We start from the raw sequence: 15,049 nt of genomic DNA on the forward strand, positions 1-15,049 counted from the left end.
GTTTAAAACTGCAATTTGTAACCAAAGTCGGGGAACAAGCCTATCTGATCTGCCTGATCCACATTATTGGTAAGGCGATTATATCGACGTACAAATACATTCTTTTTATTGGTTACGTTTTGCAGATCAATATAAAACTGGTGCGATATTTTTTTACGGCTGCTGTTCAGTTTCATCCCCAGTTTTATATCCATACGAAAGTAAGCGTCGTATTGTCTGCTGAAGGCATTATTATCCTGCAATATCTCATAACCGGCCGTGCGGCTGGCTGCCAGGTCTACCGGTGTATAATAGCGGCCACCAGCCGTGCTAAGTCGTGTATCGGCAAAAAATACATTCCGGCCGCTACCTACCTTAAACTCTTTTCCGGAAAGTACGTTCACTACGTACCCATTATTAAAAGGAGAGTTACGTTCGATGCCGTCACTTCCTTTATATTTCGCTTCAAATACCGAAGCCGTTGTAAGGCCGTACCAGCCGTTCGATAAAAACTTCTCTATGGTTAGCTCAACGCCTGTGTTGCGGCCAGTGCCTTTGCTAACCAAACCAAACTTATCTATACTGAAGCCAAAGGTTGCACCTTCGGTAAGCGAAGAATAACTGCTTGGGGTGGCTTCAACCGCTGCCTTGCTGATGCTTTGGTAGTAGGCTTCAATTTTGGTACGCCAGCCGCTGGCCGGGCGCACATCATATCCAAGCACATAGTGGTTGCTCTGTGCCAGATCGAGGTTTTTGTTGCTTTGCACCGGGCTTCCGTTTACGTACTGGTTAAGGAATAATATAGGTGCGGGAACATTTTGATGGTGCAGGCCGTAACCAAATGAAATACTGTGTGCGGGAGCCACTTTCCAGCTGAGTGAGGCACGCGGCTCGGCCACAAAAGCCTTGTTTAATGAAAAGTACTGCCCATGCAAACCGGCATTTAGTGTCAGGCTTTCCAGCAGCCGGTAATGTCCCTGCACATAAGGTTGAAAAACAGTATAGTTGTTATCGCTATTAATCAGGTTAATATAATCAGGATAGCTGTCACCATTAGCGTCCCCCTGCCGTTCGCGGGTAGTGAGCTCAGCGCGCAACCGGTACTGCTCTAACAAGATACCACCCCGCAACGTAAAGCGGTTATTATAACGGGCATTATAAACCGACGAAAGGGTAATGCGCCTTTCGTTATTATCAATGTTGGTAAAAGGCAACGTATTGTGCTGCGCCGTGTTGTAATTAAAAATGCGTTCACGATCTACTTTTTCGGTACTGGATGAACCGCCGATGGTGGTTTTGATGGAGGAATGATCATTGATAGATATCTGGTGCTTTAAACCAAGCACGCCAAACTGGGATTTTACATCCGTATTCTCATCTTTTGCAGCAAACAGATCGGACTCGTCAATACCATCGCCCCTGAAATCTATGTTGGAACTGGCTGCTATGCCAAACAAAGAGAAATTACCGATCTTAGTTTTTCCCAGATCGAAGTTGAAGGACAGATCCATATAGTTTGGCTGGGCGGTGGTACCGCCGGCGCCAAATAGTCCGGCTAAGCCATAACGCCCGGCAACCAGGAAAGAGCCCTTCTTGCCCAATGGCCCTTCGGCCATGGCCTCGGCACCTGTAAATGCACCGGCAGAGAGGGTGTATTCGTAAGCATCCTTATTTCCTTTTCGGAATGCAATATCAAAAACACCACCTAAGGCATTGCCATATTCGCCCGGAAAGGCCGAGGTGATAAAATCGGAGTTCCCCATCACATTTACGTTAAGTGCTGATACCGGGCTACCGGTGGTACCCAGACTTGAGAAGTGATTGGGGCTGGGCACGGGTATGCCCTCAATGCGCCATAATACACCTGTAGGTGAGTTGCCGCGTACGATGATGTCGTTGCGGCTGTCATCAGGGGCAGATACACCGGCAAAATTCGTTGCCAAACGGGCCACGTCGCTGCGCCCGCCGGCAAATTTTGAGATCTCTTCAGGGCTTACCTGCCTGGCGCTTACCGCAGCCAATTTATTCAATGGCCTGTCTTTTGGCGGGCCCGCACTGATCACCACTTCGGCCAGGCTGTTAAATTTTTCTGTTAGCTTAACATCAGCAACCACATCCTTACCGCTGCTTACGTCAACATTGGGTATTGTAGTTCTTTCATAGCCTATAAAAGTGATGATGAGTGTTTTGCGGCCTACGGGCACATTGCTTAACCGGTAGGTACCGTCTGGCCCTGTAGTGGCTTTAAGTGTACTATCTTCTGCGATCGTTACCGTTGCATTTTTCAGCGGGTTATCAATACCGGCATCGGCAATGCGGCCACGTATGTTACCAGTTTGAGCAAAGGCATGCGAGGCCAAAAAAATAAAGACACCAAAAACTGAAATAAAAAGGGTCAAATTTTTCTTGTTCAGGGTGTTGGTCGTTGTAAAACATTTCATTTTATGTGTTTTAAAAAGTGATGCAGCAAAAGTATCCTGACGAGAAAAAACGCAACGTTGACTTTGGTCAAGAAATGGTTTGTGTTGCAGGCAGATGTTGAATAACCGGTAGAATCAGGCCAATAACACCAGTTTGCCCCCGGTTACTACACGCTAAAATGTTTGATTTTTACAGTTTTTGGTTTTGTATTCGCAGCCTATAGGATTGAAAGTCAGTTAATTTTGATTTCATAATACCTAAAAACACAAAAATGGAAAACGACAAAAATTTAACTGTACTGATCACAGGCGCAGGGTCAGGAATGGGTTTGCACACCGCCCAAACATTAGCCTTACTGGGTTATAAAGTATTTGCGGGTGTCAGAGATCCGCAAGGCCGTAACGCGCACAAATCCACACGGCTCCTTGAGCCTGTAGAAAGCCAGGGTAAAAGCATGGAGATCGTGGATCTGGACATACTTTTGGAAGACTCGTGTGAACAGGCAGCAAAAACCATCATTGATAAGGAGGGCTCCATCGATGTTGTCATTCACAATGCCGCTCATCTTTTTATCGGTTACTCAGAAGCTTTTAAACCGGAACAGATCGCCAGTTCATTCAATACTAATGTATTAGGTGCGCACCGTTTGAACCGGGCTGTTTTGCCCTACATGCGTAAGGAAGGAAATGGGCTTATTCTGTACGTGGGTAGCGGCATTACCAATGTGACAGCGCCTTTCATGGCTCCTTATGTACTTGGAAAGGCTGCCCTTGATGCACTGGCCGAGAACACAGCTTATGAGATCGGCCAGTTTGGGGTAGAGTCTACCATATTAATGCCTGGTGTGTATATGGATGACACTTCGCATTTTGACACTGCAGAGTTCCCGGCAGACGAAACAGTTCTGAAAGCGTATGACCGCCTTCAGAAAGACTACGATCATTACGAAGACGGCCTGCGGAATCTGTTCCGTTTTGGTGATGCACCAATACAAAGCGTTGCCGAAAAGATCGCAGAGATATTGGCACTGCCTGCCGGTGAAAGACCTTTAAGAACCACGGTAGATTATTCGGACTGGGTGGCAGAACCCGGTAACGGCGTAAGGGAAGCACTTACCGAAAGAGCTTTTAAGATATTAGGGTACAGTCACCTTTTAAAAATTAAGAAATAATTACTTTCCGGGATGTGACAGGTCCCGGAGCTATAAGATCAACTTATGGAAAATCATAAATATATAGGGATGTGGGTAACCGCTGACGGCTACATCCGGCAGGAACTGTTGCCTAATGGCCGGTACGATGAAGCCCGCGGTAACAGGCAGAGTGCTTATACATGAAGGTATGAGATCAGTGGTACCCATATAGAATACTGGGATGATACCAATTTTACCGCTGACGGTGATTTTACTGACGATAACACACTGTCGCACGGTGGATATATCTTTTATCGCGAAAAATAACCGATAAACACCGAATTAGCGGACAAACATCCTTAGCTATCCACATCATGCTATGCTTTTAAAACAATTACGATGAAAAATATCATAGGCCTATTATCTGCCATTATGCTTATGGCGTTAATTACCGGATGCCAATGCCGGGAAGAAAAGTTAGTTGCATCGAATAAGAAGCAGATAGAAAGCGCGTTTGACAACTGGAAAAAAGGTAAGGGAACTGTATTTGATCTGCTGGACGAAAATGTGACCTGGATAGTTGCCGGGGCAAGCCCGGTATCAGGCACATACCGTAATAAGAAAGAGCTGTTAAAAGTAGTCAAGCAGATCAACGCTAAACTTTCCGGCCCGATCGTACCTGAAGTAAAGCAGGTCATTGCTCAGGACAATGTGGTTGTTGCGGTATGGCAGGGAAAAGCACCTGCAAAGGATGGCAAAGTTTACAGTAATACCTATTCGTGGGTGATGACTTTTAAAGATGATAAGATCATCCGTGTGACGGCTTTTCTCGATACTTATCTCTTGTCCCAATTGTTAGGAAAATGAAATGGCTCACACGATCCTATGGATCTTTATCACAAACTATAAGCCTGTCCGGGTTGATTCCCAGACAGGCTTAATTATCCAATGCAGTTTGGTTGATATATACCAATGCGACCGCTCAGTTTTTTACATTACAAGTGAACCATTATTACAATTGAATGCGGTTCACAATGTCGTAATAGGCATCAAGGTCGAGCCATTCTATCCCGGAGACGACCTTGCCGTCCTTAATGGTCATGATATACATGTATTCATTCCCGTAAGGTCTGCCATCAATGGCCTCACTCGTGCTCTTTATCCTGGCAAATACCTCGTTTCCTTCTGCCCATACGCCTATGGTTGTAACAGCTAATGGTTTTGCTAATCGCTGATACAAGGCATCTTCCGCTTTTTCAAACAGTTGTTGCATTCCGTAGTAAGTTCCTGCAACAGGCCCATGGCCGGCAATGGTCCATTCAACATCTTCAATAAAAAGATCTTTAAAAAAGATGGTAAAGTCTTGCGCTGATCTTGCCAATGTGTCCTTTACTATTTGTTTATTTAATTCTTCCTGTGCTATATTCCTTTCCATAATAATAGTTATTTATTACAAAATTAGAATCGCTTTAATTTATCCATTTGTGGTTATGAAACCAAAATTTGTCAAATTCAAACCTACCGGAATGATGATGGATTGAGCCCGGTATTTTTTTTAAAGAAGTTGTTAAACTGGGCCTGGTCTTCAAAACCCAGCACATAGCTTATTTCTGATATGTTCCAGTTGGTATGCCTGAGTAATGCTTTTGCTTCGGTTATCAGCCGTTCAGCGATAAGATCGGTCGTGGTTCGTCCTGTGGTTTTCTTGATAGCACGGTTCAGATAATTTACGTGTACTGATAATTGTTCTGCGACTGCATTGGGCGAGCGAAGCTCGAAGCGATGAGTTGTATTCACGATCGGAAATTGCCGTTCAAGCAGTTCAGAGAACACTGCGGCAATACGGGATGACGCGTCGGGATGCTGGAAAGTTGCATTCATCGGCTGAAGTTTCATTGCCGTATAGATCAGTTCACTTACGTAGTTTTTGATCAGTTCATGTTTATAAATGTATTCAGAATCGATCTCGCTGAACATTTTCTCAAACGCTGTTTTGACGATCAGATACACTTTATCATTTAATGGAAATACAGGCTGCGCTCCTGCACTAAAAACAGGAAGACCGTTAAGGTCGATACGGAGGCTGTCTTGAAAAAGATCATCTTTAAATACACAGAAATAGCCTTTGGTTTGTGGCCTGAGCGGATCAGAAGTGTAAGGCACTTTCGGATTAAAAAACAATAACGTTTTACCGCTTACCGCGATGCTTCTATCACTATAATGAAATACATTCTCTCCTTCGAACAACATGATTTTATAAAAATCTCGGCGGATGTATGTGGGTGTAGAAGAGCCTTTGTTTATCCAATCCTCGATACGAAAAACGTCAAAATGACCAACGTTCATGACAAGTCTTTCCTCCGTAACGTTGAACTTTTGCTTATAAAATTCCGCTAATGATTCTGTTGTTTTCGGCATGCGGTTTAAAGTATTTGATAGATCATAATAATCAGTTCGCACTCATATTTGTTTGTTTTGAATACTTGTATGATGAAGAGTAGCCAAAGCAACAGCTTAATATTAAGTCTGAATTGATCATGATATGGCAGCCTACATCGTAAGGTAATATGTGGCAAGATCGGTGTTTGAAAGATCAGTGAAGCCCGATGAACGCAATAAGGTAACCAGTTGTCCGCGATGGTAAGTAGAGTGATTGATCATATGGGAGAAGGTTTGCCAAAACTCCATCTGTCCTTCGCCGCCGCGCGGATAAACAAAGGTTACCTTACGCTCAAATTCATCCTCCGGGTAATTTTCCAGGTGAGTTTTAACATCTTTTGAAGCCTTTTGCCATATCTCGATCAACTCATCTTTTGTGCCGTTAAATCCTGCTGACAAGTATACATGCTCAGGAACCTTTGTCCAAAAGTCTGCCCAGATCTTTTCTGCACTGGTAATATGTATAGCCGTTTCCCTGATGCTGGCGAAGCTACTGGTGGTTTTTCGTTCCCACTGCTCCTCATCAATTTGTTTTAACCAGCTTATCGCCCTGTCGTTTGCCCAGCTATTGTATTCTGCCAGCTTTAAAAAATATGCTTTCATGTCTTTCACTTTTATGTTTTTTAAACAATTCAAAGGTAGAGCGGGCGAACTAAGCAGTTGATCGCTTTCCGTTCAGAAAGTATCGGCGAACGTTCAATTTAAAAGTTGATATTGTTTTGGAGTGATACCATGTATCTTCTTAAAAGACTGGATAAAACCGGATAAGTTTTCGTAACCCAGTTCATAATTGATCTCGCTGGCCTGGTGCTTTCCGTTCTTCAACAGATCGGCGGCTTTTTGCATTCGCTTTTCAAGCAGCCATTTATTGGGAGAACTGTTATAGATCCCGGCAAAGCGCCGCTTAAAGGTAGAAACGCTCATATGACAAAGAAATGCTAACTGCTCTACGGTGACGGTATTGTCGATGTTGGCCGTAACAATTTCACGGATCAACAAATCATTGTTAGCTTGATAGCTGTAAGTGCGCAATTGCTGAATGGTTTCGGGATAACGCGCGCTTAGGTAAAGCAACAGTTCCTCCAGTTTTACTTTTTGAATATCCGCAGACAGTGGTTTGCCGGAATCCAGCAGTAAACCGAGTGAATCTATGAAGTTCGTCAGGAACGCATCTTTACCAAATACCAGGAAAGGCTCATTTTGCCCTTTTTTAGTTGAAACGGCAGCAACGATCTGATGACGGCTGAAAAAATCTGCCAGCAGTTCATTGTCAAAAAACAAAAGCATGCTCCTGTAACGATCGCCTGCTGCTGCGATCTTCTCGCTCATCAGGCAGTTGCCGCAAGAAAGCAGGTAAAATTGGTCGGGCTTGATTATTGTGCCGGTACCCGCATATTGAATACCTTTTTCACCTTCAAGCAAAAAACTGAAAAGGTTTTGTTGTAAAGTGATCTGGGAGTTCCTGCTGCTTTTATCTGAATCGTACCTAATGATCGAGACTTTATTCGTCATATTCATAAGTTGAACGCATTTTAATCCACGGCTAATTTAGGATGTTTAAGATAGTCAAGCGCAGGCCGAAAAAACAGAATCGGAATTATAATCTCTTCAATTAAAACACTTAATATTCTTAACTGTTCTTAAACGGACTTCTTACAAGGTGAAGTGATGCCATTTTGCAGGTATCATGTAAAAGCCGGACTTATCGACAAGGTAATAACGAAAAATTATAAAGAAGCGAAATGGAAAAGGCTTGGGGGGATGTGCATGAATTGTAAACACACAAAATAGGTTGCTCCGGTTAGAACATCCTATTAAGATCATCATAAAACAAGATAACTATGGAAGTTTTAGCCGAACCTATCAAGAAGGATTTATGGATGCCCACCTACGATCAACGAGCAATGGGACAGTTCAACGTTTTTCCTATTAACCACACGCCGGGCAGTTTTGTCAACTGCAAGCCCTACAACAGAAAAGGTTTCTATAAAGTAAGTTTACTTAACGGAAATACCCGTTTGTATTACGCAGATAAAGACTTGGAAATAAAGAGAAGTGCTTTGTTATTTTCAAATCCCTTTGTACCATATTCCTGGGAGCATGTGGGTAAAGAGCAATCAGGGTTTTATTGTGTATTTACAGAGGCCTTTTTTGATGATCACCACCAGATCAGGGAATATCCTGTATTTCAGCCCGGCAATAATACTCTGTTTGAATTATCAGTTTCTGAAACTAACGAAGTAAGCCTTATCTTTCAAAGGATGTTAGAGGAACTGGAAACAGATTTCGCCTACAGGAGTAACATGCTCCGCAACCTGATATTAGAACTGGTTTACAAAGCATTAAAAATGCAGCCCTCGGAAAGCCAGCCATACCCGGAATCTAACGGGGCCATCCGCGTAACTACTTTGTTCACCGAATTACTTGAAAGACAATTCCCGATCGAATCACGTGGTCAGCGAATCCGTTTAAAGTTTCCGGCAGCATATGCAGATCATTTATCTGTGCACATCAATCACCTGAACAGGTCAGTAAAGAAGGTAACCGGTAAAACAACTTCACAAATGATCGCAGCCAGGGTAATGCAGGAAGCACGAATTTTGTTGCAACATACGGACTGGAACATTTCAGAGATAAGTTGGTGCCTCGGCTTTGAAGAGCTTCCGCATTTTATTAATTTTTTTAAGAAGAATGAGGAGCTAACGCCCAAAAATTTCAGGAGCAAGCACTGCTAATCACTTTCAGCAATATTCTGATAGCTATCGCCAGTTATTTTACAGGTCAGATCCACTATGACCTTATGGGGCGGATGTGACCTTTTGGGTGAAACAAAATCGGTAACTGTTTGATTTTTGCAGTTTTTGGTTTTTTATTCGCAGTACTGAACCTCGAAAAACGAACTAATTTTGAATATCATCAAAAACCAATATCTATGGAACAGATCAAGATCGAAGGAAAAGTAGTTGCCATAACCGGTGCAAGCAGCGGTATAGGCGAGGCCATTGCCAAACACCTGGCCGAATTGGGTGTAAAGGTTGTTTTAGGCGCAAGACGGGAGGATAATTTAAAAGCAATTGTTGAATCTATTACGTCTAATGGCGGGCAGGCCGTTTACATGGCCGTTGATGTTACTAAACCGGAAGACGTAACGGAGCTTGCCAAATTCGCTGTAGCACAATTTGGCACCCTTGATGTTTTTGTCAATAATGCAGGCCTGATGCCATTATCCATGATCAATAGTTACAAGGTGAAGGAATGGCACCAAATGATCGACGTTAATATTAAAGGTGTACTGCACGGTATTGCTGCCGCGTTGCCCATATTTGAGGCGAAAGACAGCGGCCAGTTTGTGAACATTACCTCGGTAGGTGACAGATGGGTTGGCCCAACTTCCACGGTGTACAGTGCAACTAAGTTTGCGGTACGTGCCATTTCTGATGGCCTGCGTCAGGAAGTAAGCAATAATATTCGCGTTACACTGGTTGCACCCGGCGCCACGGAGTCAGAGCTGGCTAACACTATTTCCGATCCCGGCCTTAAAAAAGAGGCGGTCGAACGCTTCCGAATTAACCTCTTGCCAGCTGCTGCTATTGCAAGGGCTGTTGCTTTTGCTATCGAGCAACCTTCAGATGTAGACGTTAATGAGATCGTTGTCAGGCCGACGGCTCAAAAGGCTTATTAAATCAATTATTGTGTCTTATCAAAGGGAAATAAAATGGGGAATTTAAGTCATAAAGTGATCCTGATAACAGGTGCCTCAAGAGGGATTGGCGCTGCCATTGCTGGTAAATTAGCCAATGCCGGGGCCAGAGTAATTGTTAACTATGCTGGTGGTAAAGCAGCAGCAGACGGAGTTGTCAGCGAGATATTAACGGCCGGCGGTGAGGCTGTCGCAATACAGGCTGATGTAAGTAAAGCCGAAGATGTTAAAAATCTTTTCGATCAGGCCATCGCACATTACGGGCGTGTTGACGTATTGGTAAACAACGCGGGGATCATGATCACCAAATCGATCAGGGATACCACGGATGAAGATTTTGATCGACAATTCAATATTAACGTGAAGGGTGTTTTCAATACATTAAGAGAGGCCGCTACAAAATTGGCAGACAATGGCAGTATCATCAATTTTTCCACATCGGTCAATCGCATCATGCTGCCAGGTTATGCAACCTATGTAGCCACTAAAGCGGCTGTGGAACAATTGACCCGGGTATTTTCTAAGGAAGTGGGCGGCCGTGGGATCAATGTCAATTCGGTATCCCCCGGCCCAACCAATACCGAATTGTTTACCAATGGAAAGCCGCAGGAGGTGATAAACCGTTTGGCTTCTTTGTCACCGTTCAACCGTATAGGTGAGCCCGATGATATTGCCGAGATGGTATTATTCCTGGCAAGTGATCAGGCAAAGTGGATCAACGCGCAAAACATTGGTGTTAATGGTGGCATGGCTTAGCAGAAATGAGTACACTTTTAATGTAACGGTTTTAGCTAACGTCGATCAATTTACTTAGTGATCTTTCTTGTTTAGCTGATAATCAGCATTTTCCGGTAAATGGTGCTGCACCGCAATAGTTTAAAAAGTGGATCATTCACTGTTGCGAAGTATAAATATTATGTAAGACAATGCTGGGTGTGCCCTGGTCTGATGCCTTTTGCTCGTAGGTGACTCTTTTAATGATCTGATCAGCAATGATACATCGGTTTTAAGCACAAAAAAATTGATATTAATAACTGAATCAGGAACGCCTCACTTTTAAATGAGGCCTTCTTTGTTTATCTCGGATTTTGTGCGATGCCGCTTGAATTGATCTCGTTGTCGGGTATTGGAAAAAGATACCGCAGAGAATTAGGTGCGAGCGTATACTCAGTCCCGCCAATATTCCTCTTGAGTGTCACCGCGAACCTGCTATCCTGATTTAATCGCCGGAGATCAGACCATCGTATGCCGCGCGCCACAAGCTCTTTTCGTCGCTCCGTTAAGATTTTCCTGAGAACAGGTTCTGGGTTAGTGCCTGATATAGGTACAAAGGTTCCGGATTTGTAACGATTGAATAGTAACAAATTAAGATCTCTTAGTGCCTCAGGGATTTTTTGCGAACGAATATTCGCTTCCGCGCGTATCAGATAGATCTCATCCGTCGCGATTCCGGCAAAAAGGCCGTAAGAGAAAAGGTCTCCGGTATAACTTCCTTTAAAATTGTAACCTGTACCATTTGATTCAAGAAAGACATTTCTTCTAAGATCGTTGGGTTCATACCCGTTAACGAGTTCAGTTGCGATCTCAGTGCTGGGCAAGTAGTAAAAACCATAAAGACTTGTCGTATAAAAGATGATTTCCGGATTCTTATTCTGAATGCCTGCAGGCATCGGCGCACCGGATGAAGGATCAAGTGTGTTATAATCCAATAACTTATTATTGATCTCAAGGCATTTATCAGCTATACTTGCTGCTTCTGCATATTGCTGCATATTGAGATAAACTTTCGCAAGTAAGGCATATCCCGCCGTGCGGCTCGGGCGGGTCGGAAGCCCGGCGCTGATCGGCAACAGATCAATGGCCGTGCTAAGATCTTCCGTGAGTTGCCCGTATATTTTATCGACAGTACCACGTCCAGGGCGGTTGCTCACGTTTGAAGATAATGGCATCGGTACACCGGGGTCGCTCGCTGCCGTCTGCGGATTGTATGATTTGGCAAATAGTTGGAGCAACTAATATAGCGCATAGCTTCGGTAAAACAACGCGCTCCCGCGAAGCTGCCTGGCCTGATTGCTTTCGTCATTCAGATCCTTTAGTCCATCCAGTACAATATTTGAATAGAATATTTGCTGATAAGGCGTATCCCAATCCGGTGTCACTGCAACACCTTCATAAACATCTGCCGCCCGTAGGTAAGCGTTCTTTTCAAGAGGAAGTTCAACTTGTTCCAGGCCATCGGCAGTATTGTCCAGATCATCGGAGGCAATTATATTCATGCCCGGGGCATAATTCATCGTATTGCTGTTATCCAGTATTGCCTGATAGTCACTCAGCGTGGTCGGTACCAACAGCGATTTATCAGGTTTTTATCTAAAAATTCTTTTTGACACGAGGTCAGTCCAAGCGCGATCATCAGAATCAGCACAACACGAGGCGGAATGTAGTAAACAATATTCTTCATCTTTTCCTTATTTAAAAGTTAAATTGATACCGGCCGACAAGGTCAGCGGTGGTGTTTGATATGCCCAGTCCGGGTCGATATCTACTTTGGTTTCCTTCCAGATCAGACCGATATTGTTGGCGTAAAGGAATACTTCGGCGTTTCGGGCCCAGCCTTTGGTCAGGTTTGCGCCGGGCTGCCAGGATAACCGTGCATCCTGCAAACGGATGTGGTCGGCTTTTTCGACCAGTGCAGAGGAGTATGTATAGAACAGGTCCCGGTTGTTGTTGCGGTTTTGCGGGGTCGAAGGAACATTTGTTCCTGTTTCGTCACCTGGCGTTTGCCAGCTGCGCGCGTAGTCACCATGACCATTGGTCAGTCCCATGTTGTTGCCGTAGACGATCGAGTTCAGGCGGAAATAATAGCCGAGCCGGTAGCTTACCGATGCCGATAGCGTCAGCTGTTTCCAGCGCACTGTATTACGCTAGGCACCGAACCAGGTCGGTCTTGCAGCACCATGATAGATCACTGCAGGTTCACCGTAAGTAAACCGCGATCTCCCGCTACATAGTGATCGATCAGGTCGATGTTCGGACGGAAGGCCGCATGGAAAGCAGCACCGAAAGATTTAAGCGCATCAAGGCCGGTGATGTCGCGACCCGCCGGGCTGTTCAATTTTACTTCAGGATGGATAAATTCATCCCATTTATCCAGGTCATTATGAGCAAATGCCTTGTAGATTCTTAATGCTAGTTGACTGACGTCTTTTATCTTCGTTTGCCATGATATTCAGATTTGTTATTAGGATCAAAGGTCTGTATCAAATCAATTTTCTATTTTGCCGTATTGCGGTATTGCATTGCCAAATTGAGCCTGCTAATAAAAAGCGGCCGCCAACATTCGTCGGCTGCCGCTCTCATTTCAGGATTATTTTAGATCAGCGATTGATCTTACCTGTGATCCTAATACATGGTAACAGGTTAAAAATGAAGTAGCAAACTGTTTATTCTAAACAGCCAATTGCCCATGCCACCGCAAGCGGCTAAACTCTCAACAAACCTAAACGGATTAGTATTTAGCTACAAAATATTAAGATCGCGGGCGACTTGATAGCTTGGCACCAACGGACGAAAACCGGTCTTACTACGTAGTTTCGAAATATCCTGTACTCCCTGGAAAGGGTCATTGAGCAGATCTTCCGCTTCGTCAAATGTTTCTTCTGCTTTCCCGACAGAATCAGCCAATTCATACAGCGTGATCGGGGCGTCGTCGGCGACGTTGAATATCTCCCCATCCAACCCTTCAGTGGTAAGCAGCAGGATCAGTGCCTGCGCAACATCGAGGTGATGTACCATGTGCATGCGTGAACCAGCCCGCATATTAAGTTTTTTGATATAGGGAATGATCTCAGCGATGTGCGGATCTTTGTCGCCATACACGAAACCAAGTCGCAGGACACGTACGTCGAATCCAAGGTTCTTCTGCATGCCGATCAGTTCTCTTTCCGCCGCGATCTTGCTGGAAGCATAAGCACGGGGATCGTTAATATCTACTTCCTCATCTTCTCTTGCAGGTCTGCCGTAGCCTGAACCATAAACGTTGGAAGTACTGGTAAAAACAAAGCGCTTAACACCGGCTTCCCGTGCGGTTTGGGCTAACGCAATACTACCTTCCCGATTTGTTTTGACAATGCCTTCGTTGTCGGTAAATGTCCGGAAAAGTGCCGCCAGGTGGATCACGGCATCCATGCCCGCCACAGCTGGTGGTAAAGTGGATGGTTCAAACAGATCGCCGGTAATAGCTTTAGCACCCAGCCCGATCAGCTCAGCTGCTTTTGATCTATCCCTTACCAATATTGAAACGTCATAGCCTTTGGCTAATAAGCGCGGCACAAAGCGACTGCCTACTTTTCCTGTTGCTCCTGTTACTAAAATTTTCATTATGGATGATTAAATGTTACAGTGCAAAGTTGCGGCGGAAATGTGAGTAAGACCAATCAATATCAAACCGATAATTATGATTTTCAAACCTTCCTGAAGGAGTTGGGCGTGCTGCCGGTCAGCCGCTTGAAATAATTGTTAAAGTAGGCCGGGTAATCAAAACCGAGGGCATAAGCGATCTCTGCAACGCTCCAGTCACTATGCTGCAAAAGCGCTTTAGCTTCGGCAATTATCCGCGCTGTTATATGCGCTGAGGTGGATCTTCCTGTTGTTTCTCTGACGGACCGGTTCAGGTAATTAACGTGTAACGTAAGGTGGCTGGCATAGTCCTGCGGGCTGCGTAATCGAAGCGGTTCGGTACTTCGCTCTATGGGGAATTGCCTTTCGAGCAGATCGCTGAACAGATGCGCGATGCGGCTTGCTCCGTTTTTAAATGCAAAAGTATGCTGTGCGGGTTGTATTCGCAGGGCCTCGTGGATAATAAGTGAAATGCAGTTTTTGATGAGGTCGCCCTTATGTAAATAGTCCCCCTCGTAAACAGCCAGCATTTTCTCAAACAGCGCGGTCATAAACCCGGCTTGGTCGGCATTCAATGGTACTACAGGGTTATCGCCGGTCCGGAAAAGCGGGGAATCCTGTAGTTCACGTCCGGGGAGAAAGCTTTCGGTAAAAATGCAGGCGTAACCTCTGGTGCGGTTGATACGGCGAACAAGAGCATGCGGAACCCTTGGATTAACGAAAAAGAGAACGGTTCCCTTGATGTCCAGGAGTTCGCCACCATAATTGATGGTCATGTCGCCGTCGACCAAACCCATTTTATAAAAGTCACGCCGTCCTGCTCTGACCGGAACATCTGTTGATGCAGGTATAGCATGGACTTTGAAACCTTTAAGTCTCAGGTCGGCCAGGTTAAGTCCGGGAATTTCAATCGCATCTTGATCTGCCATCCGGCAAAGTTAACAAAATCAATCTTTTGCTTTTTAACCTCGGGGCGATGC

Annotated in this window: 15 protein-coding genes and 2 pseudogenes; 6 read left to right on the forward strand and 11 right to left on the reverse strand. The window is 44.7% G+C overall.

The window, feature by feature from the left end; translation table 11 throughout:
- Positions 1-2 precede the first annotated feature (2 nt).
- Positions 3-2,420: a TonB-dependent receptor gene (locus tag IM792_RS02555; RefSeq protein WP_194100099.1), complete on the reverse strand. Its 2,418-nt coding sequence runs from the start codon at positions 2,418-2,420 to the stop codon at positions 3-5.
- Between the two features lie 251 nt (positions 2,421-2,671).
- Here IM792_RS02555 and IM792_RS02560 point away from each other — a divergent pair, with 251 nt between their 5' ends.
- The 3 genes and pseudogenes from IM792_RS02560 (at position 2,672) to IM792_RS02570 (ending at position 4,399) form a co-directional block, all read left to right on the forward strand.
- Positions 2,672-3,571, forward strand: a complete 900-nt coding sequence (locus IM792_RS02560; protein WP_194100100.1) for an SDR family NAD(P)-dependent oxidoreductase — start codon at positions 2,672-2,674, stop codon at positions 3,569-3,571.
- A 45-nt stretch (positions 3,572-3,616) separates the two neighbouring features.
- Positions 3,617-3,859, forward strand: a pseudogene (locus IM792_RS02565) (Atu4866 domain-containing protein).
- A 72-nt stretch (positions 3,860-3,931) separates the two neighbouring features.
- Positions 3,932-4,399 carry a nuclear transport factor 2 family protein gene (locus IM792_RS02570; RefSeq protein ID WP_194100101.1) on the forward strand — a complete coding sequence of 156 codons (468 nt, stop codon included), beginning with the start codon at positions 3,932-3,934 and terminating at the stop codon, positions 4,397-4,399.
- A gap of 145 nt (positions 4,400-4,544) precedes the next feature.
- On the opposite strand, the gene IM792_RS02575 is transcribed toward IM792_RS02570, so the two are convergent.
- The 4 genes from IM792_RS02575 to IM792_RS02590 all read right to left on the reverse strand — a co-directional run bounded on the left by IM792_RS02575 (position 4,545) and on the right by IM792_RS02590 (position 7,483).
- Positions 4,545-4,967 carry a nuclear transport factor 2 family protein gene (locus IM792_RS02575; RefSeq protein ID WP_194100102.1) on the reverse strand — a complete coding sequence of 141 codons (423 nt, stop codon included), beginning with the start codon at positions 4,965-4,967 and terminating at the stop codon, positions 4,545-4,547.
- 83 nt (positions 4,968-5,050) lie between these two features.
- Positions 5,051-5,950, reverse strand: coding sequence for a helix-turn-helix domain-containing protein (locus IM792_RS02580; protein WP_194100103.1), 900 nt, complete (start codon positions 5,948-5,950; stop codon positions 5,051-5,053).
- A gap of 132 nt (positions 5,951-6,082) precedes the next feature.
- Positions 6,083-6,574 (reverse strand): DinB family protein, encoded by a 492-nt coding sequence (locus tag IM792_RS02585; RefSeq protein WP_194100104.1) that lies wholly within the window; start codon positions 6,572-6,574, stop codon positions 6,083-6,085.
- Between the two features lie 93 nt (positions 6,575-6,667).
- Complete coding sequence (locus IM792_RS02590; protein WP_228084902.1) at positions 6,668-7,483, reverse strand: AraC family transcriptional regulator; 816 nt, start codon at positions 7,481-7,483, stop codon at positions 6,668-6,670.
- A gap of 329 nt (positions 7,484-7,812) precedes the next feature.
- On the opposite strand from IM792_RS02590, the gene IM792_RS02595 reads away from it, so the two are divergent.
- The 3 genes from IM792_RS02595 to IM792_RS02605 all read left to right on the forward strand — a co-directional run bounded on the left by IM792_RS02595 (position 7,813) and on the right by IM792_RS02605 (position 10,427).
- Positions 7,813-8,706, forward strand: a complete 894-nt coding sequence (locus IM792_RS02595) for a response regulator transcription factor (RefSeq protein ID WP_194100106.1) — start codon at positions 7,813-7,815, stop codon at positions 8,704-8,706.
- Between the two features lie 197 nt (positions 8,707-8,903).
- Positions 8,904-9,653 carry an SDR family oxidoreductase gene (locus IM792_RS02600; protein ID WP_194100107.1) on the forward strand — a complete coding sequence of 250 codons (750 nt, stop codon included), beginning with the start codon at positions 8,904-8,906 and terminating at the stop codon, positions 9,651-9,653.
- 33 nt (positions 9,654-9,686) lie between these two features.
- Positions 9,687-10,427: an SDR family oxidoreductase gene (locus IM792_RS02605; protein WP_194100108.1), complete on the forward strand. Its 741-nt coding sequence runs from the start codon at positions 9,687-9,689 to the stop codon at positions 10,425-10,427.
- 320 nt (positions 10,428-10,747) lie between these two features.
- Here IM792_RS02605 and IM792_RS21230 read toward each other — a convergent pair whose 3' ends face one another.
- From IM792_RS21230 to IM792_RS02635, 6 genes and pseudogenes are all read right to left on the reverse strand, one after another.
- The gene (locus IM792_RS21230) at positions 10,748-11,443 is read right to left on the reverse strand and encodes a RagB/SusD family nutrient uptake outer membrane protein (RefSeq protein ID WP_347343796.1); all 696 of its coding nucleotides are present in this window, start codon (positions 11,441-11,443) and stop codon (positions 10,748-10,750) included.
- 15 nt (positions 11,444-11,458) lie between these two features.
- Positions 11,459-12,025: pseudogene (locus tag IM792_RS21235) on the reverse strand (RagB/SusD family nutrient uptake outer membrane protein); the annotation flags it as partial.
- A 114-nt stretch (positions 12,026-12,139) separates the two neighbouring features.
- The gene (locus tag IM792_RS02620; protein ID WP_194100111.1) at positions 12,140-12,586 is read right to left on the reverse strand and encodes a hypothetical protein; all 447 of its coding nucleotides are present in this window, start codon (positions 12,584-12,586) and stop codon (positions 12,140-12,142) included.
- Positions 12,587-12,636: 50 nt separating this feature from the next.
- On the reverse strand, positions 12,637-12,900 hold the full coding sequence (locus IM792_RS02625) for a nuclear transport factor 2 family protein (RefSeq protein ID WP_194100784.1): 264 nt from the start codon (positions 12,898-12,900) through the stop codon (positions 12,637-12,639).
- Between the two features lie 290 nt (positions 12,901-13,190).
- Positions 13,191-14,051 (reverse strand): NAD(P)-dependent oxidoreductase, encoded by an 861-nt coding sequence (locus IM792_RS02630; RefSeq protein WP_194100112.1) that lies wholly within the window; start codon positions 14,049-14,051, stop codon positions 13,191-13,193.
- A gap of 83 nt (positions 14,052-14,134) precedes the next feature.
- Positions 14,135-14,998, reverse strand: coding sequence for a helix-turn-helix domain-containing protein (locus IM792_RS02635; RefSeq protein ID WP_194100113.1), 864 nt, complete (start codon positions 14,996-14,998; stop codon positions 14,135-14,137).
- Between the last annotated feature and the right edge of the window lie 51 nt (positions 14,999-15,049).

The sequence above is a fragment of the Mucilaginibacter sp. JRF genome, assembly GCF_015223065.1.
Lineage (GTDB): Bacteria > Bacteroidota > Bacteroidia > Sphingobacteriales > Sphingobacteriaceae > Mucilaginibacter.

Coding starts and splice junctions, on each gene's coding strand:
- IM792_RS02555 (WP_194100099.1), bottom strand. CDS start 2,420: ATGAAATGTTTTACAACGACCAACACCCTGAACAAGAAAAATTTGACC.
- IM792_RS02560 (WP_194100100.1), top strand. CDS start 2,672: ATGGAAAACGACAAAAATTTAACTGTACTGATCACAGGCGCAGGGTCA.
- IM792_RS02570 (WP_194100101.1), top strand. CDS start 3,932: ATGAAAAATATCATAGGCCTATTATCTGCCATTATGCTTATGGCGTTA.
- IM792_RS02575 (WP_194100102.1), bottom strand. CDS start 4,967: ATGGAAAGGAATATAGCACAGGAAGAATTAAATAAACAAATAGTAAAG.
- IM792_RS02580 (WP_194100103.1), bottom strand. CDS start 5,950: ATGCCGAAAACAACAGAATCATTAGCGGAATTTTATAAGCAAAAGTTC.
- IM792_RS02585 (WP_194100104.1), bottom strand. CDS start 6,574: ATGAAAGCATATTTTTTAAAGCTGGCAGAATACAATAGCTGGGCAAAC.
- IM792_RS02590 (WP_228084902.1), bottom strand. CDS start 7,483: ATGACGAATAAAGTCTCGATCATTAGGTACGATTCAGATAAAAGCAGC.
- IM792_RS02595 (WP_194100106.1), top strand. CDS start 7,813: ATGGAAGTTTTAGCCGAACCTATCAAGAAGGATTTATGGATGCCCACC.
- IM792_RS02600 (WP_194100107.1), top strand. CDS start 8,904: ATGGAACAGATCAAGATCGAAGGAAAAGTAGTTGCCATAACCGGTGCA.
- IM792_RS02605 (WP_194100108.1), top strand. CDS start 9,687: ATGGGGAATTTAAGTCATAAAGTGATCCTGATAACAGGTGCCTCAAGA.
- IM792_RS21230 (WP_347343796.1), bottom strand. CDS start 11,443: ATGCAGCAATATGCAGAAGCAGCAAGTATAGCTGATAAATGCCTTGAG.
- IM792_RS02630 (WP_194100112.1), bottom strand. CDS start 14,051: ATGAAAATTTTAGTAACAGGAGCAACAGGAAAAGTAGGCAGTCGCTTT.
- IM792_RS02635 (WP_194100113.1), bottom strand. CDS start 14,998: ATGGCAGATCAAGATGCGATTGAAATTCCCGGACTTAACCTGGCCGAC.